This is a genomic window from Hyphomicrobiales bacterium, from assembly GCA_016125495.1.
In the GTDB taxonomy this organism is placed as follows: domain Bacteria; phylum Pseudomonadota; class Alphaproteobacteria; order Rhizobiales; family RI-29; genus RI-29.
The window spans coordinates 1-16214 of record WGLQ01000021.1; the positions used below are offsets into that span (position 1 = coordinate 1).

The 16214-nt window shown below is 68.4% G+C and carries 17 protein-coding genes; 3 read left to right on the forward strand and 14 right to left on the reverse strand.

Annotation, left to right across the window (positions count from 1 at the left end; all coding sequences use genetic code 11):
* The 3 genes from GC150_14540 to GC150_14550 form a co-directional block, all read left to right on the forward strand.
* Nucleotides 1-664: F0F1 ATP synthase subunit beta (locus tag GC150_14540; GenBank protein MBI1386121.1), on the forward strand; the 664-nt coding region annotated here is incomplete at its 5' end.
* Entirely contained in the window at nucleotides 664-855 is a 192-nt protein-coding gene (locus tag GC150_14545) for a glutathione S-transferase (protein MBI1386122.1), read from the forward strand. The genes GC150_14540 and GC150_14545, both read left to right, overlap by 1 nt.
* Before the next feature lie 2 nt (nucleotides 856-857).
* Complete coding sequence (locus tag GC150_14550; protein ID MBI1386123.1) at nucleotides 858-1256, forward strand: F0F1 ATP synthase subunit epsilon; 399 nt, start codon at nucleotides 858-860, stop codon at nucleotides 1254-1256.
* Between the two features lie 31 nt (nucleotides 1257-1287).
* Here the strand turns inward: GC150_14550 and GC150_14555 are convergent, their stop codons facing one another.
* The 14 genes from GC150_14555 to GC150_14620 form a co-directional block, all read right to left on the reverse strand.
* Nucleotides 1288-1797 carry an RNA pyrophosphohydrolase gene (locus tag GC150_14555; protein ID MBI1386124.1) on the reverse strand — a complete coding sequence of 170 codons (510 nt, stop codon included), beginning with the start codon at nucleotides 1795-1797 and terminating at the stop codon, nucleotides 1288-1290.
* A 38-nt stretch (nucleotides 1798-1835) separates the two neighbouring features.
* Complete coding sequence (locus tag GC150_14560) at nucleotides 1836-3032, reverse strand: hypothetical protein (GenBank protein MBI1386125.1); 1197 nt, start codon at nucleotides 3030-3032, stop codon at nucleotides 1836-1838.
* A 169-nt stretch (nucleotides 3033-3201) separates the two neighbouring features.
* Complete coding sequence (locus GC150_14565; protein MBI1386126.1) at nucleotides 3202-3705, reverse strand: hypothetical protein; 504 nt, start codon at nucleotides 3703-3705, stop codon at nucleotides 3202-3204.
* Between the two features lie 260 nt (nucleotides 3706-3965).
* Nucleotides 3966-5327 carry a PDZ domain-containing protein gene (locus GC150_14570; protein MBI1386127.1) on the reverse strand — a complete coding sequence of 454 codons (1362 nt, stop codon included), beginning with the start codon at nucleotides 5325-5327 and terminating at the stop codon, nucleotides 3966-3968.
* Nucleotides 5324-6742, reverse strand: coding sequence for a peptidoglycan DD-metalloendopeptidase family protein (locus GC150_14575; protein MBI1386128.1), 1419 nt, complete (start codon nucleotides 6740-6742; stop codon nucleotides 5324-5326). Before GC150_14575 ends, GC150_14570 begins: the two co-directional genes overlap by 4 nt.
* Before the next feature lie 158 nt (nucleotides 6743-6900).
* A complete protein-coding gene (gene rlmH, locus GC150_14580) occupies nucleotides 6901-7383 on the reverse strand; it encodes a 23S rRNA (pseudouridine(1915)-N(3))-methyltransferase RlmH (GenBank protein ID MBI1386129.1) in 483 nt (160 codons plus the stop codon).
* A 75-nt stretch (nucleotides 7384-7458) separates the two neighbouring features.
* On the reverse strand, nucleotides 7459-7869 hold the full coding sequence (gene rsfS, locus GC150_14585) for a ribosome silencing factor (protein MBI1386130.1): 411 nt from the start codon (nucleotides 7867-7869) through the stop codon (nucleotides 7459-7461).
* A gap of 135 nt (nucleotides 7870-8004) precedes the next feature.
* On the reverse strand, nucleotides 8005-9660 hold the full coding sequence (locus tag GC150_14590; GenBank protein ID MBI1386131.1) for a glucose-6-phosphate isomerase: 1656 nt from the start codon (nucleotides 9658-9660) through the stop codon (nucleotides 8005-8007).
* 41 nt (nucleotides 9661-9701) lie between these two features.
* Nucleotides 9702-11573, reverse strand: coding sequence for a sulfate adenylyltransferase subunit CysN (gene cysN / locus GC150_14595; GenBank protein ID MBI1386132.1), 1872 nt, complete (start codon nucleotides 11571-11573; stop codon nucleotides 9702-9704).
* Nucleotides 11573-12478, reverse strand: a complete 906-nt coding sequence (gene cysD, locus GC150_14600) for a sulfate adenylyltransferase subunit CysD (protein MBI1386133.1) — start codon at nucleotides 12476-12478, stop codon at nucleotides 11573-11575. Before cysD ends, cysN begins: the two co-directional genes overlap by 1 nt.
* 190 nt (nucleotides 12479-12668) lie before the next feature.
* Nucleotides 12669-13310 carry a nicotinate-nucleotide adenylyltransferase gene (locus GC150_14605; protein ID MBI1386134.1) on the reverse strand — a complete coding sequence of 214 codons (642 nt, stop codon included), beginning with the start codon at nucleotides 13308-13310 and terminating at the stop codon, nucleotides 12669-12671.
* The gene (locus tag GC150_14610; GenBank protein MBI1386135.1) at nucleotides 13310-13753 is read right to left on the reverse strand and encodes a GFA family protein; all 444 of its coding nucleotides are present in this window, start codon (nucleotides 13751-13753) and stop codon (nucleotides 13310-13312) included. Before GC150_14610 ends, GC150_14605 begins: the two co-directional genes overlap by 1 nt.
* 19 nt (nucleotides 13754-13772) lie before the next feature.
* A complete protein-coding gene (locus tag GC150_14615; protein ID MBI1386136.1) occupies nucleotides 13773-15014 on the reverse strand; it encodes a glutamate-5-semialdehyde dehydrogenase in 1242 nt (413 codons plus the stop codon).
* A gap of 37 nt (nucleotides 15015-15051) precedes the next feature.
* Entirely contained in the window at nucleotides 15052-16206 is a 1155-nt protein-coding gene (locus GC150_14620; protein MBI1386137.1) for a glutamate 5-kinase, read from the reverse strand.
* Nucleotides 16207-16214: the final 8 nt, after the last annotated feature.

The window sequence follows — 16214 nt, forward strand, 5'->3', positions numbered from 1 at the left end:
CTTCCGCTTCACCCAGGCGGGTTCCGAGGTGTCGGCCCTGCTCGGCCACATTCCCTCGGCCGTGGGCTATCAGCCGACCCTGTCGACCGACATGGGCGCGCTGCAGGAGCGGATCACCACGACCAAGAAGGGGTCGATCACCTCGGTTCAGGCGATTTACGTGCCGGCCGACGACCTCACCGACCCGGCGCCGGCCGCCTCGTTCGCCCACCTCGATGCAACGACGGTGCTCTCGCGCTCGATCGCCGAGAAGGGCATCTATCCGGCCGTCGATCCGCTCGATTCCACCTCGCGCGTGCTCGAGCCGCGGGTCGTCGGCGAGGAACACTACAACACGGCTCGGCGCGTCCAGGAAATCCTCCAGCGCTACAAGTCGCTGCAGGACATCATCGCGATCCTGGGCATGGACGAGCTTTCCGAGGACGACAAGCTGGTCGTGGCGCGCGCCCGCAAGATCGAGCGGTTCCTTTCCCAGCCGTTCCACGTCGCCGAGGTGTTCACTGGCTCCCCGGGCAAGCTCGTCGATCTCGCCGACACCATCAAGGGCTTCAAGGGGCTCTGCGACGGCACTTACGATCATCTGCCGGAGCCGGCTTTCTACATGGTCGGAACCATCGAGGAAGCCATCGAGAAGGCAGAGCGCATGGCGGCCGAGGCGGCCTGATGGAACGGCCCGTGGCGGTGCGCGTCGAGGACGCTGTCAACAGCGTCTGCCCATGGTCGGGCAAGCCGATCGTGGCCGATGCGCTCACCCGCTACCGGGGACGTGTCGTCGGGTTCTGCAATCCCGGCTGCAAGGACAAGTTCGAGGCGGCCGTCGAGGCATTCGAGGCCGCGATCGCGGAGGCTGGTTGAGCATGGCACGGACCTTCAAATTCGAGCTGGTCTCGCCGGAACGCCTGCTGCTGTCGGCAAACGCCACCGAGGCGGTGGTGCCGGGGGCGGAGGGCCTCTTCATGGTGCTTCCCCTGCACGCACCGATGCTCTCGACCTTGCGAGCCGGCGTCATCGACGTGAAGACGGAGGACGGGGGCGAGCGGCGTTTCTTCGTGCGCTCGGGGCTGGCGGAAGTGAGCGGCGACAGCCTCACCATTCTGGCGCAGCGCTCGGTCGATCTCGATGCGATCGACAAGGGGTGGCTCGCCCAGGAGATCAAGAACGCCGAAGAGGATCTCGCCGACGCCGACAGCGACGACAAGCGCGGCGCCGCGCAGCATGCGCTCGAGCGCCTCAAGGCCATCGAGGCGTCGCTCTAGGCGTCGATGAGCGAAGTCGCGCCGATCGTCGTCAGCGCGCGAGCAGGTGCCGGAACTCCTCGAGCACGCGCGCATAGACCTCGCGCTTGAACGGCACGATGATTTCCAGAAGCTCGTCGGGGTGGGCCCATCGCCAGGCGTCGAATTCGGGCGCGTGACCGGGCGGCGCGAGATCGATCTCGCTTTCGTTGCCGACGAAGCGCATTGCAATCCACTTCTGCTTCTGTCCGCGATAGCGGCCTTGCAACGCCTTGCCGAGCAGGTGGGGCGGCAGGTCGTAGTGCAGCCATCCGGCGCTCTCGGCGGCGATCTCGACCGAGCGGATGCCAGTCTCCTCGGCGAGTTCCCGGCGGGCGGCGGCGTGCGTGTCCTCGCCTTCGTCGATGCCACCTTGGGGCATTTGCCAGAGGGCGCTCGGCTCGTGCTCGTCGTGGGGTTTTGGAATGCGCCGGCCGATCCAAACGAAGCCCACGGTGCTCACGACGAGGCAGCCGACGCACGGGCGATAGCCGTCCGGGGCGGCAATTCCGTTCTTGTTCATTATGCCCGACTCCCGGATGTGGCCCATTGGCCTTGGACCTAACGCGCGGGCCCGACATGGGGCGAGCGGCGCCCCGCGGCTGGCTCGTCGGCGCGGCGCCTCCCGACACCGAACACGACGACAGCGAGCGCAACGCCGGCGGCAAGGACCGACAGACCGATCAATGGCCGGTAGGCGAGCCAGCCGAGCGCGATCGTCAGCGATCCGAGCAGCAGGGTCAAAACCAGGGCGATGACCCCGGTTCCGGCGCGGATGATGCGGCCGACCAGGGGCACGACATCGCCGAGGACGCCGAGGACGCGCAGGAGCAGAATGAACCCGAAGAAGAGGGCGATCAGCCCGACCACACGCAAAACCCAGGTCAGGGCATTGTTGCCGGCAATGGCGTCCGCGAACATGTTGGCCGCTGTCATGATGCCGGACTTCAACAGCAGGATCGTGCGTCCGTTGCTGGTCGTGTAGGGCGTCAGGGCGCCGGATCGCTGCGCGCCGACGCCGCTCGCATCGGCGACGATGGAATGGCGATAGGAGATGCGCAGATCGCCGACGACGGGGGTCTTGGGGTCGCGCGTCATCAGCACGACGCCGTCGACGAGGTGGCTCGGGCGACTGTAGGAGAGCCTCGTCGTAATGCGGTCGACGGCGGCCTGATCGAGCGGCAGCGCCGTCGACGAACCGAGACCGGCCGCCTCCCGTGCCGGCAGGGCGAAGGCTCCGATCCTGGCGTCGGTGGTCGGAAACACCTCGCCTTCGATCGGGAAGGTCGGATTTTCGTGCCCAGCCGGCACCTTGAAGCCCGAGGACGCGATCGGACGGTCCGACCAGGTCAGTTCGTAGCGGTAGGTCGTCACCGTTTCCTCGCCGCCGCCGAGCTTGGTGCGGGTCTCGGAGCTTCGGACCTCCTGCCATTGGTACATCTCGACCACGCGCTCGAGGCGCACGGCGCCAGGTGCGGTGATGGCGAGGCGGCGGTCCTCGGGGTCCGCGCCGAGCACGAGGGGGCCGGCAATGTGCACCAAGCGGCCTTCGAGCGTCGGGTCGAGGCGCGCGGCATCGATCTCGAGCACAACACCGGCGCCTTCCTCGAGGGCGCGATGGGTGTTGATCGCGCGGCCCTCGTTCCAGAACAGCCCGATGAGCGAGGCGATGAGCAGCACGAGGCCGATCGCCATGCCACTGAAGGCGCCGCCGAGGCGGGAGAACCAGGAACGGGACGTGCGTTCGGTGTATGCCATGGGTGCAACCTTCGAGCGAGGTAACAGGCGTGTCGCCGTGCGCGCCTTGACCGTCCGAGCGATCGGACGATGGCGGACAATAGCCTGTCCGCGGCCCGACGGCGAGAGGTGGCGGGCGCACGCCGGGTGCGGTGAACACGTTGCCGGGCGATCGAACGAAGGGATCGCCTCAGTTGGTCGAGGGCGGAATGCTCACCGTTATGCCGTCGAAGCCACTGATCGAGACGCCGGCCGGTAGATCGAGGTTGCGCGGCTGTGTCGCTGGCGTCGGAGCGGGCGCGATGGTGACGGTGGTGGGGCGGGACGGGTTCGGTGCCGCGTTGGTGGTCCCTGCCGGCGGGGCTTGCAGGCCGCTGGCGGCGGGTTCGCTCTGGCGCAGGCCCGTGGTCACGATGATTTCCGGCGAAGATGCACCCGGCGTGGCGGTCGGCGTCGGGGTGACGGGCGAAGGTCGTGGAGCCGGGCGTTCCGCTTGCGCCGCCGAAGGCGCAGGGGCGACTGGCGGCTGGCTGCGCGGGGCGGCGTTCGCGGAAGCGGTGGCTTCCGGGGGCTCGATCCGCGCACTCGCCAGTGTCGGGCGCTCGGCATCGACCGTCGGTTCGAACGAGATGTAGACCGCGAGAGCAAGGGCGGCGGCCAGCACGAGCACCGTTCCAAAGAGGAGAGATCGCATGGCAGTCCCCTCGATGCGGGATCGCGAGACCCCTTGAGATTCCGAGCCGTGACCGGCCTCGACGTCCACCTTTCAGGGAGCACCGCCGACGGCACCTCGCCGCCGGGTCACTCGCCAATCATCGTGTTCCAGCCCGCATTGTTGACCGCGGGACATCGTCAAATGCACGGTCGTGGCCGACGAGCCCACGCCCGCCGGCCACGAACGAATTCATCATCGCGCCCTCGGCCACCGATATCGACCGAGCGAGGGGGCGCCGATCAATTGGGCACGGCCGTCGCCGGCTTCTCCGGGGTCGCGGTCGTGGTGTCCACCGTTTGCGTCGGCACGACCTTGCCGCGGATGAAATCCAGCGCATAGCGCAATTGCACATCCTGCTCGCGGTCGCGCGGGACATAGGCCGAGGAACCGGATTCCTCGTCGCCATCCTCGCTGTTCAGGTGGCCGCGCAGGCTCGCCTCGCCACGGGGGCGCTGCTGGTTGGCGGCCGTGGTCTGCATTTCCTCCGGCAGCGGCTGTTCGACACGCACCGTCGGGACGATGCCCTTGGCCTGGATCGAGCGGCCCGACGGAGTGTAGTAGCGCGCGGTCGTCAGCCGGATCGCGCCATTCGGGCCGAGCGGAATGATCGTCTGCACCGATCCCTTACCGAACGAGCGGGTGCCGATGACGGTGGCGCGCTGATGGTCCTGCAGGGCGCCTGCCACGATCTCCGAAGCCGAAGCCGAGCCGCCGTTGATGAGAATGACCAGCTTCTTGCCCTCGGTCAGATCACCCGGCTGGGCGTTGGAACGCTGGGTCTCGTCCTTGTTGCGCCCCCGCGTCAGCACGATGGCACCCTTCTCGAGGAAGGTGTCGGAAACCGCGATCGCCTGATCGAGCAGGCCGCCCGGGTTGTTCCGCAAGTCGATGATGAAGCCCTGCAGCGCGCCGCCGGCCTCCTTCTTCAAGCGCGCGATGGCCGAGGTCAGCATCTCGTTGGTGCGCTCGTTGAAGGTGGTGATGCGGATGTAGCCGACGTCGGTGCCCTCGAGGTTGCCGCGCACCGGGTTGATGCGGATGATGTCGCGCTTGATGCTGATGAACAGCGGCTCTTCGTTGCCCTTGCGGAGCACGGTGAGCTTGATGATCGAGTTGCGCGGCCCGCGCATCTTCTCGACCGCCTGTTCGAGCGTCAGGCCCTGAATGTTCTCGTCGTCGAGGTGGGTGATGAGGTCGTTGGCGAGAATACCCGCGGCCTCGGCCGGCGTACCCTCGATCGGCGCGACCACCTTGACCACGCCGTTTTCCATCGTGACCTCGATGCCGAGGCCACCGAACTCCCCGCGCGTCTGCACCTGCATGTCGCGGAAATGCTTCGGGTTGAGGTAGGCCGAGTGCGGATCGAGCGCGCTCAACATGCCGTTGATGGCATTCTCCACCAGCTCGCTGTCGACCGGCTTTTCGACGTAGTCGGCGCGCACGCGCTCGAAGACTTCACCGAAAAGATCGAGCTGGCGATAGATGTCGGTGTTGGCCGCGACCGCGATCGGTGAGCGGGCGATGTTGAACGCGGTCGTGCTTGCGGCGGCGATCGCCATGATCACGAAAGCCCAGAATGCAAATTCAGGTTTACGGCTCATCCTTGCACCTTTCGCGGGCTCTCCGCCCACCATGGGTCGGGATCGATTGGCTTGCCCTTGCGACGAAATTCCACGTAGACGATCGGCGGTTCCTCGTCGCCCGCCTCGGCGGTCCGGGGCGGCATGCGTCCGACCGGCTCGCCCGAAAGCACGAACTGGCCAACGACGACGTCGATCGACGACAGACCGGCCAGTAGAACATGATACCCGCCGCCGGCATTGATTATCAAGAGCTCGCCGTAGCTCAGGAAGGGTCCGGCATAGATCACCCAACCATCGTTCGGTGACGTAATCTGGGCGCCGTGGCGGGTCTCGAGGGCAATTCCCTGTGAAGTGCTGCCGTGCGGAGTCTTGTCGCCGAAGCCCCAGAGGCGCGTGCCGCTCGCCGGCAGGGGAAGGGCGCCCTGGGCCTTGGCGAAGGGGAGCGCCGGCTTGATGCGACCCGGGTTGAGCATGGCGGTGCGCACATTGCCTTCGCCGATGCTATCGTAGACGGGTTCTGCGGGAGCGCTCGGGGCGGCGCCGGTGCCGGCGGCCGGCGGCGCCGGCGTACTCGGAGGCGTGGCGACCGCCTCGCCCGCCGGGGCGGCCTCCGCGGCAGCGGCGAGTTCGCTCTCGTAGGCGCCGAGGCCGGCGTTGTCGGCGACGGCCCGGTCGAGCTTGCCGATCAACTCATTGAGGTTGCCGACCGAGCGGCGGTATTCGTCCGAGAGGCGTCTGATCTCGGCCAATTCGGTCTGGGTGTCGACGAGCCGTGTGCGCTTGGTCTCCAAGAGCCCGGCAATCTCGGCCCGGGCCGTGCGCAGGCGGTCGGTCTCGGCCCGAAGCTGGCGGGTCCGCGTCTCGTACTCGGCTACCACCCTGCTCAACTCGTCGATCTGCATGGCGAGCGCGTCGGCCTTCTGGCGGAGTTCCGGGAATACGCGTGAGAGCAGCATGGCGCTGCGCACCATGGCGAGCGCGTCGGCTTCGGGGGTCGCGATCACGGGAGGCGGGTTCCGCCCCATGCGCTGGAGGGCCGCAAGGAGGCGACTGAGATTGCGATGCTCCTGCCGCAGGGCGGTGATCCGGTTCTGGCGCTGCTCGGAAAGTTCGCCGAGGCGGCCTTCCAACTCGCTCAGCTTGCCTTCGCCCTCTTGGATCTGCCTCGCGATCTCGATGAGCTGGCCGTTGATGGCCGCGCGTTCGCGCTCGAGGGCGAGGGCATCGCTCGCCAGATTGCGTTCGCGCGCCAGCGTTTCGCGAAGCTGCTCCTCGGTCTGACCGAGGCGGGCGCGAGCGTTGTCTGGATCGGTGGGCAGGGTCTCGGCCTGGGAGAAGGAGGCCATGGAAAGCGATAGCGCGACACCCGCCACCAAGGCGACCAGCAACCGCCGCGGGTCACCGTTGGGACGAGGCCGTGCCGATCGAAGCATGCTGGTGTCCTGTTGGCGGGATGCAGGTGTTAACGGTTCGCAGAGCTTCCTTGCCAAACGATTAAGGCGAAGGTCGCACGATGGCCAGGGCGCCGACCGCATGTCGTGCCGGGGTGTGGGTTGCGTTGGCGCACCGCCGGGATCTGCGCGGGCGAACGTCACTCGCGGTGGTAGGGATGGCCCGCCAGGATGGTCAGCGAGCGATAGATCTGCTCGAGCAGGACGATGCGGGCGAGGCCGTGGGGCAAGGTGAGGCGGCCGAGCGAAAGCACGAGGTCGGCGCCTGCCACGAGTTCGCTCGCAAGGCCGTCCGCGCCTCCGATGAGCAACTGGATCTCGCGATCCCCCCGGTCGCGTCGCCGAGCGAATTCGCTGGCGAGGCCGGCGCTCGTCAGTTCGATGCCCTTTTCGTCCAGGGCGACGATCGAGGTCGGTTCGATGCGCTGTGGCAGGAGGCGCGCCGCCTCGTCGGCCCTTCGCGCGTCTACTACCGCGGCCCGGCCTTCCGGCAGTTCCACGACGTCGGGGCCCGAAAACCCCTGGCCTCGGGCAATGCGGTTCGCGCGCTCCCTGTAGTGCTCGGCGAGCGCCTGCTCGGGGCCGCGCTTCAATCGACCGACGACGCGCAACTGAAGATGCATCCGCGTCTGCCCCCGTCGACCCCGGCCGGTCGTCCCGCGGGCCCGATCACGGACGCCGCGCCGCACATCCGATGGTCAGGAGACGAGCGGATCGCCCGGTCGGTCGAGGCTCCACATCTTCTCGATGTTGTAGAACTCGCGAACCTCTGGCCGGAAGATGTGGACGATCACGTCGCCGGTGTCGATCAGCACCCAGTCGCAATGGGGTAGCCCCTCGACACGGACGCGGCCGTAGCCGCCATCCTTCAGCGCCTTCTGCAGCTGGTCCGCGAGGGCGCCGACGTGACGTTGCGAGCGGCCGGAAGCGACGACCATCTGATCGCCGATCGACGACTTGCCCACGAGATCGATTGTGACGATGTCCTCGGCCTTGCCCGACGATAGGGTTTCGAGGATCAGCTCAAGCACGGCGGACGCGCCCAACGACGGAGTCATCGAACTGTCCGCGACAACGGCGTTAGCGCCGTCCGATGCGAGATGTGGCATATTCGGGTTTATGTCCCTGCCTTTCCACACGAGGGCCGGCTCGGCGAGCGGCCCGTTCAACGCCGCGTTCGCGACGTCTGCATAGATAAAGCGCGAAGGGCGAGCGAATCAATAGCCGCGTGCATTGGCCGGTCATCATGGCGCGTTGGAGTGACCTTCGCGACTCAGCGATAGAAAGGCGAGAAGCGAACGGGTCGAGGCGTTGCGGTCCATGCCAGCGTCCCCGGTGATGCCGAGGGCGATCTGTTTGCCGAGTTCCACGCCATACTGGTCGAACGGGTTGATGCCCCAGAGGGTCGCGGCCACGAAGACGCGGTGTTCGTAGAGCGCCAGCAGCTCGCCGAGCACATGGGGGGTGAGCCGCCGATAGGCGATGGTCGCCGAAGGGCGGTCGCCAGGGAATGTGGCGTGCGGCGCGAGGCGCGCGGCCTCCTCCTGCGTATGACCGGCCGCAACGAGCGCGCGATGCGATTCACCCTCGCCTCTGCCGGTGAGAAGGGCTTCCGACTGTGCGAGGCAGTTGGCGACGAGGATCGCGTGATGATGGGCGAGATGCGGCTCGTGCCCCTCCGCGGCGATCAGGAATTCGGCGGGAACGACCTCTGTGCCCTGGTGCAGGAGCTGGAAATAGGCGTGTTGGCCATTGGTTCCGGCGCTGCCCCAGACGACGGCAGCGGTCGGGCGGCCGACCGGCCGGCCATCGCATCCGACGCTCTTGCCATTGCTCTCCATGACCAGCTGCTGAAGGTAGGCCGGCAAGAGTTCGAGGCGCTCGTCGTAGGGCGCAACGAGCAGGCTCGGAAGGCGATGTACGCTGCGGTTCCAGACATCGAGGAGCCCGAGCAGCATCGGAATGTTGGTCTCGTCGGGCGCCGTGCGGAAATGCTCGTCCATGGCATGACCACCGGCGAGGAAGGCTTCGAATTCGCGCCGGCCGATGGCGATGGCGAGCGCGAGGCCGATCGACGACCAGACGGAATAGCGCCCGCCCGTCCAATCCCAGAAGCCGAAGGTGCGCTCGCCGGGGATCGAAAAGCCAGCGGCACGGGTGGTGGCGGTGGTGACGGCCAAGAGATGGTGCGCGGCCGCGGCCTCGCCCAGGGCGCCGGAGAGCCAGGCGCGAGCGGTCGCCGCGTTGGTCATCGTCTCGATGGTGGAAAAGCTCTTGGAGGAGATGACGACGAGGGTGCGGGCCGGATCGAGGGAGGCGAACGTGTCGGCCGTCGCCGCGCCATCGACGTTCGCGACGAAATGGCAGCGCGGGCCGTCGCAGTAGGGGGCGAGGGCGCGGGTCGCCATGCGGGGTCCGAGGTCGGAGCCGCCGATGCCGAGGTTGACCACGTCGGTGAAGCGGGCGCCGTCCGCCGCCGCGATCGAGCCGTCGCGAACCCTCTCGGCGAAGGAGAGGAAACGCTCGCGCTCGGCGGTGACCTCGCCAGCGAGTGGTGCAAGGTGGGCGAACGGATGATCCGGCCCGAGGGCGCCCGCGGGGGTGCGAAGAAGCGTGTGGAGGGCGGCGCGCCGCTCGGTGACGTTCACCGGGTCGCCGCGCAGCAGCGCATCGCGCGCGGGCCCGACGCCGCGTGAACGGGCAAAGGCGAGGAGGGCATCGAGCGCCGGGCGGTCGAGCCAGCATTTCGACAGGTCGACGAGAAGGCTGCCGGTGCGGAACGTAAAAGTCGCGGCGCGTTCGGGATCGGTCGCGAAATGCTCGGCGAGGGTGAGGCGACGCGCGTTCGCGGCGGCCTCGTCCAAGGGGCGCCAGGTGTCGTTCGTCGCGTTCGCGGCCATGGACCGTGCCTCCGTTGCTCGCGCGCCCGGTTCCGCGATCCTCAGCCGGAAAGCAAGCCGCGCCGCTCGAGCTCTCGATAAAGCTCCTCGGCAAGCTGCTCGGGCGCCGCTCCGTCGCCATCGAGCACGATGTCGGCGGCCTCGGGGGGCTCGTAGGCCGAATCGATGCCGGTGAAGTTGCGGATGAGGCCCTGGCGCGCCTTGCGGTAGAGGCCCTTGGGATCGCGCGCCTCGCAGACCGCGAGCGGCGTGTCGACGAACACCTCGAGGAACTCGCCCTCGCCGAAGAGTTCGCGCGCCATGCGCCGCTCGGCGCGGAAGGGGGAGATGAACGAAACCATGGTGACGAGACCGGCATCGACCATGAGGCGGGCGACCTCCGAGACACGGCGGATATTTTCCACTCGGTCCGCATCGGTGAAGCCGAGGTCGCGGTTGAGGCCGTGGCGCACGTTGTCGCCGTCGAGGATGTAGGTGTGGCGGCCCTCGCCGTGGAGCCGGCGCTCGAGGAGGTTGGCGACGGTCGACTTGCCGGAACCGGAGAGGCCGGTGAACCAGAGGCAGACCGGCTTCTGGCCTTTGAGACCCGCGCGGGCGGCGCGGTCGATGTCGAGCGACTGCCATTGAACGTTGGTGGCGCGGCGGAGCGCGAAACGGATCATGCCGGCGCCGACGGTCTCGTGCGTCATGCGATCGATGAGCACGAACCCGCCGGTCTCGCGGCAGGTATCGTAGGGATCGAAAACCAGCGGCCGCGAGAAGGAGAGGTTGACGAGGGCCATCTCGTTGAGCTGCAACTCGCGGCCGGCGACGGGCTCGAGCGAGTCCACGTCGATCTTGTGTTTCAAGGCGGTGATCGTCGCGGTGGCGCGCTGTGTGGCGAGGCGGATGGTATAGGGACGACCCGGAAGCAGCGGGGCCTCCGACATCCAAACGAGGTGGGCCGCGACCTGGTCGGCAAGTTCGGGGCGCGTGTCCGCCGCCGCAAGGACGTCGCCGCGCGAGATGTCGATCTCCTCGGCGAGTGTCAGGGTGACGGCCGCCCCCGCGCCCGCCTCGGAGAGATCGCCGTCGGCGGTGACGATGCGAGCGACGGAGGTGGTGCGCGCGGAGGGGAGAACGACGACCGGATCGCCCGGCTTGATTTTGCCGGCGACGACGGTGCCGGCATAGCCGCGAAAGTCGAGGTTCGGGCGGCAGACCCACTGCACGGGAAGGCGGAAGGCGTCGAGGGTTCCGCCGGTCGCCGTCTCCACGGTCTCGAGGTGAGAAAGGAGGGTCGGGCCGTGGTACCAGTCCATGGTCGCGGCGGGCGCCGCGATGTTCTCGCCGCGCAGTGCGGAGAGGGGAATTGCGGTGACGTCGGTTATCGACAGTTCCTGCGCGAAGGCCATGTAGTCGTCGACGATCTCGCGGAACCGCGCCTCGTCGTAGGCGGCCAGGTCCATCTTGTTGATCGCGAGCACGAAGCTGCGAATGCCGAGGAGGTGGGCAATGATGGTGTGGCGGCGCGTCTGGGTGAGGATGCCCTTGCGCGCGTCGACGAGGAGAACCGCGAGGTCGGCGTTGGAGGCGCCGGTCGCCATGTTGCGGGTGTACTGGACGTGGCCGGGCGTGTCGGCGACGATGAACTTGCGGTGGGCGGTGGAAAAATAGCGGTAAGCGACGTCGATGGTGATGCCCTGCTCGCGTTCGGCCTGGAGGCCATCGACGAGGAGAGCGAAATCGATCTCGCCGCCGGTCGTGCCATGTGTGCGGCTTTCGCTCTCGAGCGAGGCGAGCTGGTCGTCGAGGACGAGCTGGGCATCGTAGAGGAGGCGCCCGATGAGCGTGCTCTTGCCGTCGTCGACGCTGCCGCAGGTGAGGAAGCGGAGAATGGAGCGGTGGGAGGTCGCGGTTGCCGGGGCCGTCATCAGAAATAGCCCTCCTGCTTCTTCTTTTCCATGGCGCCGGCGCCGTCCTTGTCGATGAGGCGGCCCTGGCGCTCGGACGTGCGCGAGGCCTTCAATTCGTCGAGGATTTCGGCGACCGTCGTGGCGTCGGAATCGATGGCTCCGCTCAATGGGTAGCAGCCGAGCGTGCGGAACCGCACCCGGCGCATGCCGGGCTGCTCGCCCGGGCGCAGGGGCAGGCGCTCGTCGTCGCGCATGATCAGGAGACCGTCGCGCTCGACCACCGGGCGCTCGGCGGAGAAGTAGAGCGGGACGATGGGGATCGCCTCCTCGAGGATGTATTGCCAGACGTCCAGCTCCGTCCAGTTCGAAAGGGGGAAAACCCGCATGGTCTCGCCGGGCGCGAGATCAGGGTTGAAGAGATGCCAGAGTTCGGGGCGCTGGCGCTTGGGGTCCCAGCGGTGGCCGGGCGAACGGTGGGAGAAGACCCGCTCCTTGGCGCGCGATTTCTCCTCGTCGCGCCGGGCGCCGCCGATCGCGGAATCGAAGCGATGGGCATCGAGCGCCTGGCGCAGCGCCTGCGTCTTCATGACGTCCGTGTGCAGAGCCGAGCCGTGCGAGATCGGGCCGATGCCCGCCGCCAGTCCCTCCTCGTTGGTGTGAACGATGAGATCGAGGCTGTGCTCGGCGGCGATCCGGTCGCGGAAGGCGATCATCTCGCGGAACTTCCACGTGGTGTCGATGTGCAGGAGGGGAAACGGGAGGCGGGCCGGATGGAAGGCCTTCAGCGCGACGTGCAAGAGAACGGAGCTGTCCTTGCCGATCGAATAGAGCATCACCGGGCGCTCGAAGCCGGCGACGACCTCGCGGAAGATGTGGATGCTCTCGGCCTCGAGTTCGGCGAGATGGGGGGAGAGGCGTTTCATCGCTGTCCGTTCCGGGTCGGCACGTGGTTTCGGGAGCCGCCGGCAGTGCTCCGGCGGGCGGATCGGCCCCTATTGGACCAGCCGTGAGGCCGTCGCAAGGGGCCGGGCGGCGTTGTCGGCATCGCAATGGGCGGGGTTGACGGTGTCCTCGGCGGCCGTTGCCCGGGAGTGGTCTCGGGGATGCGAGAAGTCAGTCTCCGGTCTCCGGCGCGCGCGCCCCGGCACGGATGCCGGTCGAAGAGAGTGGGTTTCGCCGCACGTCCACGAAGAGCCACGCCGGTGGCGGCAGCACCGCGAGCGAGGCGGCGCGCGAAGGCGGCACGCGGTGGCGGGCGAGGCGGTGGGCGGCGGGGGACGCGAGAGCGTGGTAGCGCCAGCCTGGGCGGTCCGCGACGGCCATGGGCAAGGTGGCGGCGATCAGCTCCCAGTCGCGCCATCGGTGAAACTGGGCGAGATTGTCGGCGCCCATCAGCCAGACGAAGCGGACGGCCGGGAGGGTCCGGGCGAGGTGGGTGAGCGTTTCGGCGGTGTAAGCAGACCCGAGTGTCGCCTCGAAACCCGTCACGGCGATACGTGGATGGTCCGCGACAGCCGCCGCCCGGGCGATACGATCGGAGAGCGGGGCCAGTTGTGCATGATCTTTCAGCGGGTTGCCGGGCGTTACAATCCACCAGACGGCGTCCAGCCGCAGCCGGCGCATGAGTTGCAGCGAGATGTCGCGGTGGCCATCGTGGGCGGGGTTGAAGCTGCCGCCGAGCAGCCCGATTCGCGCGCCCGCTGGAGCCGGCGGTGGCCGGTCGAGGTGGATCGGAGCGCGTGGTGGGGTGGGCATCAGGGCTTCTTCGGGGGGCCGGGCGGCACGGAAAGCGGGCCCCCGCCCTGGCCATGGCGCGGCGTCTCGCCATCGTCGATGGCGTAGTAGTCCGACTTGTCGTCGACGTAGATGTGCGCGATCTGCTTGAGGCCGGTCGGGCGGTCGAGGGTTCCGGCCATGACGCTGACTCGGGTTCCGTCGCTCGCCTTCCAAAAGAGGTTGGAGCCGCAGACTTTGCAAAAGCCGCGCTCGGCGACGTCGGACGACCGATACCAGGCGACGTCGGAAGCGCCACTCGTCAAGCGGAAGTTGTCCGCCCGCACCGATGTCGCGGCCACGGTATGGCCGCTCCAGCGCCCACACTGTTCGCAGTGGCAGACGACGACGCCACGCAGCGGGGGCGTCAGCTCGTAGCGAACCCGGCCGCAGAGGCACCCCCCGCATTTGACGTCGTTGCCCATGGCGGCACTCCCTTTCGGCTCATGGACGGGTCTGACCACAGCCACGAACCTGATACTTGAAGCTGGTCAGCTGCTCGACACCGACCGGACCGCGCGCGTGCAGCCGGCCCGTAGCGATGCCAATCTCGGCGCCCATACCGAATTCGCCACCATCGGCGAACTGGGTCGAGGCGTTGTGCAAGACAATGGCACTGTCGACCTCGGCAAGGAAGCGCTCGGCGGCGGCTCCGTCCTCGGTCACGATGGCGTCGGTGTGTGCGGAGCCGTGGCGGGCGATGTGGGCGATGGCGGCCCCGAGACCATCGACCACGCCGACGGTGATGATGGCGTCGAGGTATTCGGTCGTCCAGTCCTCGGCCGTCGCGGCCACGACGCGTGGATCGGCGGCCATGGCGGCGGCATCGCCGCGCACCGCACAGCCGGCGGCGATCAGGGCGTCGACGAGGGCCGGCAAGTGCGCGCGCGGCGCGCTGGCGTCGACGAGCAGCTTTTCGGCCGCGCCGCAGATGCCGGTGCGGCGCATCTTGGCGTTGACGACGATGGAACGGGCCATGTCGAGGTCGGCTTCGGCATGGACGTAAACGTGGCAGATGCCCTCGAGATGGGCGAAAACCGGCACCCGGGCCTCGCGCTGGATGCGTTCGACGAGGCTGCGACCGCCGCGCGGCACGATCACGTCGATGGCCCCGTCGAGACCCGTGAGCATGGCGCCGACAGCGGCGCGGTCGGTCGTCGGAACGAGTTGAATGGCGTCCTGCGGCAGGCCGGCCTCGCCGAGGCCGCACCGCAGCGCGGAATGAATGGCCGTGGCGGAGTGGAAGGCGTCGGAGCCGGTGCGCAGGATCGCCGCGTTGCCGGCCTTGAGGCAGAGGGCACCGGCGTCCGCCGTCACGTTGGGACGGCTCTCGAAGATGACGCCGACCACACCCAAGGGCGTGCGCACCCGCGCGATGTCGAGACCGTTCGGGCGCTGCCAGCGTGCGATGACCCTGCCGACGGGATCGTCGAGCCGTGCGATGTTCTCGAGGCTCGCGCAGATGGCGGCAAGGCGCGCCCGATCGAGCCGCAGACGGTCGAGGAAAGAGGCCGGCCGGCCGGCGGCCTCGGCCAGGGTGAGGTCGCGGGCGTTGGCGGCGATGATCCCTTCGGCCGAGGCCTCGATCGCGCTCGCCATCGCGCGCAAGGCGGCGTCCTTGCGGTCAGCGGGGGCCAGGGCCAGCGCACGTGCGGCGGCGCGGGCCTTGCCGCCGATATCGCGCATCAGGACCTCGAGGGCCGGCTCGGCGTTTCCGTCCACGTCAGGTTCCCTCGTTCTCGCGCGGTGCCGCCTGGACGGCCCGCGTCAATACCATGTTGTCGCGGTGGACGAGTTCGGTGCGGCCAGCATAGCCGAGCTCGGCCACGATGGCGGGCGTGCTCCGGCCCATGATACGACGGGCGTCGTCGCTCGAATAGGCAACGAGGCCACGCGCGATCTCGGCTCCGTCGAGCGCGCGCACGACGACTGCGTCGCCGCGTTCGAAGGTTCCGGTGACCTGTCGCACGCCGGCCGGCAGCAGGCTCTTGCCAGCCATCAGGGCCGTCGTCGCACCGTCGTCGATGACGAGCGTGCCGCGCGGCTCGAGGCTGCCCGAGATCCAGCGCTTGCGCGCTGTCGTCGGGTCGGCCTTGGCAATGAACCAGGTCGAGGGACAGCCCTCGGAAAGACGGCGCAGCGGATGGCGCTCCTTGCCGGACGCTATGACCATGTGCGCGCCCGCGGCGAGCGCGATCTTTCCGGCGACGATCTTCGTCACCATGCCGCCGCGCGATAGTTCGGTGCCCGCGTCGCCCGCCATCGCCTCGATTTCGGGTGTGATCTCACGCACTTCCTCGAGGCGCCGCGCGCTGGGATCGAGCGCCGGCGGCGCGGTGTAGAGGCCGTCGATATCGGAGAGGAGGACGAGGACGTCGGCGCTCGCCATGCTGGCGACGCGGGCGGCGAGGCGGTCGTTGTCGCCGTAGCGGATCTCGCTGGTGGCGACCGTGTCATTCTCGTTGACGACCGGCACCACACCGAGGCGCACGAGGGTCTCGATGGTGCCCCGTGCATTGAGGTAGCGGCGACGTTCCTCGGTGTCGCCGAGCGTCAGGAGCACCTGTGCGACGGTCAGTCCACGTTCGGCAAAAAGCTCCTCATAGGCCCGCGCGAGGGCGATCTGACCGACAGCGGCAGCCGCCTGGCTCTCGTCGAGCCGCAGCGGGCCACGCGGCAGGCCGAGCCGGCCGCGGCCGAGCGCGATGGCGCCCGAGGACACGAGGATCAGCTCCCGGCCCTCGGCGGCCAGCGCCGAGGCATCGTCCGCCAGCGCCGTCAGCCAAGCCCGGTCGAGGTGGCCGCTGGTGCGCTCGACAAGCAGGGCGGAGCCGATCTTGACGACGATCCGCCGCGCATTCCGCCATTCCGGCCGCATCTCGCGCC

Coding starts and splice junctions, on each gene's coding strand:
- GC150_14565 (MBI1386126.1), bottom strand. CDS start 3,705: ATGCGATCTCTCCTCTTTGGAACGGTGCTCGTGCTGGCCGCCGCCCTT.
- GC150_14605 (MBI1386134.1), bottom strand. CDS start 13,310: ATGCCCACCCCACCACGCGCTCCGATCCACCTCGACCGGCCACCGCCG.
- GC150_14550 (MBI1386123.1), top strand. CDS start 858: ATGGCACGGACCTTCAAATTCGAGCTGGTCTCGCCGGAACGCCTGCTG.
- cysD (MBI1386133.1), bottom strand. CDS start 12,478: ATGAAACGCCTCTCCCCCCATCTCGCCGAACTCGAGGCCGAGAGCATC.
- GC150_14545 (MBI1386122.1), top strand. CDS start 664: ATGGAACGGCCCGTGGCGGTGCGCGTCGAGGACGCTGTCAACAGCGTC.
- GC150_14610 (MBI1386135.1), bottom strand. CDS start 13,753: ATGGGCAACGACGTCAAATGCGGGGGGTGCCTCTGCGGCCGGGTTCGC.
- GC150_14590 (MBI1386131.1), bottom strand. CDS start 9,660: ATGGCCGCGAACGCGACGAACGACACCTGGCGCCCCTTGGACGAGGCC.
- GC150_14620 (MBI1386137.1), bottom strand. CDS start 16,206: ATGCGGCCGGAATGGCGGAATGCGCGGCGGATCGTCGTCAAGATCGGC.
- GC150_14570 (MBI1386127.1), bottom strand. CDS start 5,327: ATGAGCCGTAAACCTGAATTTGCATTCTGGGCTTTCGTGATCATGGCG.
- GC150_14615 (MBI1386136.1), bottom strand. CDS start 15,014: ATGCGCGATATCGGCGGCAAGGCCCGCGCCGCCGCACGTGCGCTGGCC.
- cysN (MBI1386132.1), bottom strand. CDS start 11,573: ATGACGGCCCCGGCAACCGCGACCTCCCACCGCTCCATTCTCCGCTTC.
- GC150_14575 (MBI1386128.1), bottom strand. CDS start 6,742: ATGCTTCGATCGGCACGGCCTCGTCCCAACGGTGACCCGCGGCGGTTG.
- rlmH (MBI1386129.1), bottom strand. CDS start 7,383: ATGCATCTTCAGTTGCGCGTCGTCGGTCGATTGAAGCGCGGCCCCGAG.
- GC150_14555 (MBI1386124.1), bottom strand. CDS start 1,797: ATGAACAAGAACGGAATTGCCGCCCCGGACGGCTATCGCCCGTGCGTC.
- rsfS (MBI1386130.1), bottom strand. CDS start 7,869: ATGCCACATCTCGCATCGGACGGCGCTAACGCCGTTGTCGCGGACAGT.
- GC150_14560 (MBI1386125.1), bottom strand. CDS start 3,032: ATGGCATACACCGAACGCACGTCCCGTTCCTGGTTCTCCCGCCTCGGC.